A 5932-nucleotide genomic window follows, 5' to 3' on the forward strand; every position below is an offset into this window, starting at 1 on the left:
GCCATGGTCAACCCAAACGGATAGTAACTACCATACCCTTTTTATAGAAGCCTCCTTTTTTGGGGCGTTCGGATATTTGTATATTCAAAGAACTTTCCAGCCGCCAAGATAGCGGATTTTATTTTTTCAATTGATATTCAATTGAAAGAAAAAAATCCCCCCTAATGGGAGGACTCTTCTTCGTCCGTGTTGGGCCATTCCGGTAGCTGTCCCCATTGGATCAGCACTTCCTGGATGCTGGCACCGGATACCAGGATCTTTCCTGCATACTGAGCCTGGAAGGCGGCTTCCAGTTCTGGCCTCACCTGGATGATCTTTAATGCTTTGTCTTCTTTTACGATGTACGTTGTCATGGTTTGTGTTTTAAAATGAATAAAAAAGTAATCCCCTCACACCCCGGAAGAGGGGTTACTTTTTTCATTGTAAAAGACCCCGGAACGGTCGGGTAAAAGAAAAAAGGAGGGCATATCGATCAGGGAGGTAAAAGGTATCGATGGGTTCAGGTTGTCCTCTACAGGTGTTTATAGGCGTTTTTAGGCACTATTGGTAAGCGGTAGGCACAACACTCCGGCTGCTGGTATTAAAGCCCATTAGGGAGTATAAAAGACCGTAGCGCTGCCGGGCTTTAATACCGGCGGACGGAGTTGGCAACGGCGGTACTGCGGCCTAGTTTTATACTACCGCTGATCGCCGACGGCCGCTTGTTCTTTCGTTAGTGGTTTTGTATTCGTGGCAGTGCAGCGCCCGGGAAGGAGGAACGACTGGACGGGAGCAAACGCCCGCCACCACCGCCATGTGGTCGGCCCTGTGGCACGGAGGAAGGCCGTAGGCCGCCGGGCCACTACCCGCCGGATCGACCATAGCGTTCTGCCGGAGCTTTAGCGGAGGCAAATAAAACACACAAGGGGCCGGCCACCGGCAGGTGGCGGACAAAACGCTAGCAGCGGGTGGATGCGAAGCAGACACGGGAGCTGCCCGAACGCAAGGCCCGGTGAGTGAGCAAGAGGCGTGACAGGTAGGCTGGCTACCGCCAGCCAGGCCTAGCCGCTACCTGGCGCTCCACTTGCCGAACCGGGACGCAGAGAGACCTAGCTCCCTGCTTGGTGAGGTGGATCATCTGATTATTCGTATATTCATCTGAGCAATGGAAGCCATTAAAAATATCGTCATTAACCTTCTTGCCAACGCCATATGGGTTCTGGGGGCCTATCTACTTGTTGTTATCAAAAAAAAATATATCTCACTGCAAGCGGTTCGCAGTTTGTTTCTTTAAAAATTAGTATTTACCCCTGTCCTCCCATCGGATGATGTTTTTGCAATTCGCTTTGCAGATCATCCTTGTTCAATACCTGGTAACGCTCCGTACTGCTTACATACCGGTGACCAGCCATGTACTGTACCTCCCGCAAGCTGTACAGGGTCAGCCAGTGGGTGATCACACTGTTGCGGATTTGACCCGCGCTAATGACTTTGGGATTGAGCTGTTGCAACTGCCCGGTCATGTGCCGCACCTGGTTGCTGATATTTATTTTGCTCATGTCCACCCGCACCTGCCTGGCCAAAAAGACCCCTTCTTTAAACCGGTTCGCCTGCAAGTACTGTTGCAGTTCCAACACCTGGTGGGCTTGCAACGGCAACCAGCGTTCATTCTTTTTCCGTGCCCCTTTGATAAATAACTTTCCTTCCCGTAAATGGATATGGCCGGGCTCTAGCTGCCTGATCTCGTCGGTGCGCAACCCTTGGTAGATCAGCAGTCCCAGCATGATCTTCTTTTCCCGGTCTACCCGCAACTGTAGTTGGTATTGTTGATAGAGGGCTTCCAGCTCTTCCCTGTCCAGCAGGTTACCGGGCAGCTTTCGTACAAGCCCCTTTACATATAACCCTGCAGCGGGGTTATCTTGCCGCTGGCCTTCCATAATGAGGTACCTAAAATAATGCCGCAGGACATTCAATTGATTATGTACGCTCCGGTTACTTTTCCCTCTCGCTTTCATCTGTTGCATAAAAGCGATCACGTCATTGTAGGTCACTTCCTGGCCGTTCAGTTGCTCTTGTTCCAGCCAATCGGTAAACACTTCCGCATACAGCCGGTAACGATGGATCGTGGCCCGACTATAACGTTTGTCCTGCAGATACTGTTCAAAGTTCATCGCTTGGTCATTTAGAGGGTTCATTAATAAGGTGGGTGTAGAGCTGGGTGCTGTCCAGCGCTCGATGTCCTAAAAATTCCTGGATCCGTTCCAGCGGCATGCCGCTTTGCAGCAGGTGGGTCGCGATGCTGTGCCGAAGGCTATGGGTGCCTACTTGCTTTAGGATAGCCGCTTTGCTGACCAGGGCTTTTATACGGATATACAGGCTTTGCTTGGTGATCGGCTGGCCTTTGTTCGCATCGATGAACAGGGCGGCGCAAGGCTTTTGCAGCAACTGCGGACGGGCCTGCTCGATATAGACCTGGATATCCTGGTAGCTTTTCTCCGCTACCGGAACATACCGTTCCCGGTAGCCCTTGGCCCGACGTACGTACACCATTTTCCGATCGTGCAGGATGTCGCTGCATTCAAGGAAGGCTCCTTCCTGGAGGCGGAGCCCGCAACCATAAAACACCGATAACATCGCCCGGTCACGTAGGCCGAGTACATCATCCTGGGTTACGCTGTACAGCCGGTGGATCTCTCCTTTGGTTAACCAGGTGGGTTTCTCTTTATCGGCCGGTAATCGTTCCAGCGTAATACCCACGCCGGTTTTTCCACTCTGCCGACTATAGCGGCTAAACAGATGCAGGGCTTGTATATACTTATTGAGATGACCCGCACTAAACCCCCGGCCCGTCCGTATGCCGGTCCTGGTTTGTTGCGTTTCCATAAAAGCCGTAGCATCACTGGCCTGTAACTGTTGCAAGCTGTATTTGCCATTCGCCTCCTGGTAGTGCAGGAACTCAGCCAGGTGACGCGGCAAGCTGGTGACACTGCTGGGCGCATAGCCCAGGACTGCCAACCACTCTGCAAAGCCTTGCCGGACTAAACGGTGTTCATCGCTGGACAGGGGATATAGCATCTCCATGGTAAAGAAGTTTACTACTAGTAGCCTTCGGTGGTCCACTGGGCCACTGGCCGTAAAATATTGATTGCTATTTAGATAACTGGCCCACTACCGTCCGTGGTCCACTGGTGAGCCACCGGACTACCCCCGGCGGGAGCGTATCCTGTGCAGGATCTCTTGCAGATGCTGATCGATGGCCGATTTTAGCTGGTCGTATTCCTGATAATTGGTAATCGCATACTCATACTTGGTATACCGGTTGCCGCCGCTTACCTTGATGTAGCCATAGCGTTGCAGTTCCACCAGGTAACGCTTTAAGGTACTGGGTGCCAGGCGCAGGCTCACCCGGATGGCCTTCGTGGTAAAGCTTTCCTGCTGTTGAGCGGTAAGTATCCCTTTGAGCTGCTCTAAAAAATTACGGGTCGCCTGGTTCAGTTCATCGCTTTTGTGGAACAGCGCCTCTTTGAGTAAACTAAACGCCGCTTCAATATCTTCGACCGTGGTTTCCACATAAGGATGACCTTCAGCGTCCCGTTTAACCGGCCGCTGGTATTGATGATAGAACGTGATCGTTTCAATAAAAGCCAGCAGCAGGGTCATCGTCCGGCGCGGCTTGAACACTTGCTCCGGCAGGTTCAGGTAGTTGGCATAGGGATTCAGGACGCGCACCGGCGCCAGTACCCGTTGCAGGTGCTGGAACTGCTGACGGATATGCTGTTCTGCTTCCCGATTGATTTCTCCCGCGGCAAGCCGGGTCTGGTAATCCATCACCCGCCGGTCCTGGTCTTTACCCGTATCGATGTAGAGCAGTAGACAACGGTTGGCATTGTCTTCGTAGACCTTCTCGCGCGTCGTACAACCGCTGACACTCACCGGGCCTTCTACCACGAGGGTGATCGTTTTCAGGTTGCCCTTGCTATCCTTTAAGGTAACCGTCTTACTGATCCGGCGTTTGCTTTGCAATTCCCGCAAAGGATACATCGACGATTCGGCTCCGTCCAGGTCCTCGATCAGCAGCAGCTTGTTTTTTAGTTCGTCCTGCTTAAAATAATAAAACGCGTTCTCTGTGATCTGCGTGATTTCCAGTTTATCCTCCGCCGGGATCAGTTCGCTCACTTTCTCCTGCAACCAGGTCTTCCCGCTGCCCGAACTGCCCAGGAACATCAGGTGCAGGGGTACGGCCAGTTTCCGGCTGCTGTAGACCAGGTAGGCGATCAGCCGGTTCGTTTCTTCGCCCACAATGCCGGAGCGGCCTATATCTTCATTCGTCCTTTCCAGGAGATTGGCTTGCTTCAGGTAAGTAATAGCGGCCTGCCGCTGGGCCGGACTAAGCGTGGGCTTCTCTGCTGCTCTGGGTTGTAGAGATTCCATACGGCTGGCCCGGTAGGTTTCCAGTTCACTCACGAGCGCGGCCAGCGTCTGCGTGGTCCCTTGCGTACTGATCTCGAAGCTCTCGGCGATCTTGCCCGCCAACTGTTCTGAGTGCGGCTGATTGTACAAGTCCAGGTTATGACGCACCGGCAACAACGGTTTTGCTTTGTGCTCTACTTTCAGCGTGACCCGCATCCGGTCCAGGCCCGTGAGCTTGATGCCGCCCAGCACTGTAATCAGCAGCTCGCCGCTGTCGTAGCTCAATAGTTCCGGGTTGGTCGTGACGAGTTTACCCGCTGCCCGGTGCGGCGTAGGCTTAGTAAGGATTTCAGGTTGATCCGGCTTTTCTTTTTCCATTGAAAAAGAAAAACCCATTCGTTGCTCGATCAGATCGGCCAGGATCTTCGGATCGGCGTGCGTTTGCAAAAGACTGTTTACATCTTCGCCGTCCGGCACAGGAACGCACGTGATCTTTACTTTCGGCAGGAGGCTCCGTAACGTGTGGTAGTGTTTGGCTGTAGCGGCTTCTCCGGCCGCGTCTCCGTTGAGCATAAAGATCACTTCCTCCAGGTGTTTCAATGCCAAGATCGCTTGTTGGTGTTCATCTGTCAACCCGTTCGTACCATACAACGCCAGGATTTCATAGTGTATCGTAACCTGCGGTTGTTGCAGCAGCGTTGCCGCGTCCAGGATACTCTCCGTTAAGATAATCCGGATCGTGGCCGCTTTCGGATAACCCGGATACACCCCTTCCCTGCCGCTTAAATAAAAATGCCGCTGATCACTGTTGTTCGTAATACTACGACCGTAGAGGCTGACGATTTTATGCTCGCTATTACGTAGCGGGAACAGTACGCAGTCCCGCGCCCATACGCTATACCCTCGGGCAGGCAAGGATTTCAGCAGGCCGTATTTCTCCATGCTACGCGCCAGGTGATGGTTCTTGCTTTCCCCATGCAAGCCACCGCTGTTGTAGCCGATCTCCGCTCGCGTGTAGTCGATACAGCGGTGCTGCAGGTACTCCACCGCTTTGCGGGTCAGCGGCAAGGCTTTTTTATAATAACTAAACACCTTGCCCATCAGGGCCTCTTTTTCCAGCAGATCCGCTTCCACAAAAAGTTTGGTAGGGATCGCTGGCATGGGTGCCGGGTTATTTCCACCCACCAGGGAGGCGGCTTTTACAATCGCTTCATGCTTGCTGCATTTCTCCATCAACTGGATAAATTGGATCTGATCACCCGTACCGGCCGTGCAGTTGCTGCTAAAGCAGCAATACGTACTCGTTTGTGGGAAGATTTGCAGGCTCGGCGTTTTATCCGGGTGGAAGGGGCAGTGTAGCCGGTCGTGTTTGTCTGGTTGCAGACCATAATGATCTAAAACGGTCTCAATGGATAGCAGCGCCTTAATCTCTTTTATCTCCATCGGAAAGATATTTCAATTATTTTTATAGTACCTATTGGTGACAAAAATAATAGATAGGTTTTAAACGGACAAAACTTTTATAGTTTGTACAGCATAAATA

The 5932-nt window shown here is 52.3% G+C and carries 4 protein-coding genes; all 4 read right to left on the reverse strand.

Annotation, left to right across the window (positions count from 1 at the left end; translation table 11 throughout):
* Positions 1 to 161: 161 nt before the first annotated feature.
* Complete coding sequence (locus ACX0G9_RS31465; protein ID WP_459068968.1) at positions 162 to 353, reverse strand: hypothetical protein; 192 nt, start codon at positions 351 to 353, stop codon at positions 162 to 164.
* A gap of 930 nt (positions 354 to 1283) precedes the next feature.
* On the reverse strand, positions 1284 to 2150 hold the full coding sequence (locus ACX0G9_RS31470) for a tyrosine-type recombinase/integrase (protein WP_459068969.1): 867 nt from the start codon (positions 2148 to 2150) through the stop codon (positions 1284 to 1286).
* Between the two features lie 7 nt (positions 2151 to 2157).
* Entirely contained in the window at positions 2158 to 3060 is a 903-nt protein-coding gene (locus ACX0G9_RS31475) for a tyrosine-type recombinase/integrase (RefSeq protein WP_459068970.1), read from the reverse strand.
* A 120-nt stretch (positions 3061 to 3180) separates the two neighbouring features.
* The gene (locus ACX0G9_RS31480; protein ID WP_459068971.1) at positions 3181 to 5832 is read right to left on the reverse strand and encodes a CHC2 zinc finger domain-containing protein; all 2652 of its coding nucleotides are present in this window, start codon (positions 5830 to 5832) and stop codon (positions 3181 to 3183) included.
* Between the last annotated feature and the right edge of the window lie 100 nt (positions 5833 to 5932).

The organism is Flavitalea flava, from assembly GCF_054461575.1.

Excerpts from the sequence above, each read along its gene's own strand:
- ACX0G9_RS31465 (WP_459068968.1), bottom strand. The coding sequence starts at position 353 with ATGACAACGTACATCGTAAAAGAAGACAAAGCATTAAAGATCATCCAG.
- ACX0G9_RS31470 (WP_459068969.1), bottom strand. The coding sequence starts at position 2,150 with ATGAACTTTGAACAGTATCTGCAGGACAAACGTTATAGTCGGGCCACG.
- ACX0G9_RS31475 (WP_459068970.1), bottom strand. The coding sequence starts at position 3,060 with ATGGAGATGCTATATCCCCTGTCCAGCGATGAACACCGTTTAGTCCGG.
- ACX0G9_RS31480 (WP_459068971.1), bottom strand. The coding sequence starts at position 5,832 with ATGGAGATAAAAGAGATTAAGGCGCTGCTATCCATTGAGACCGTTTTA.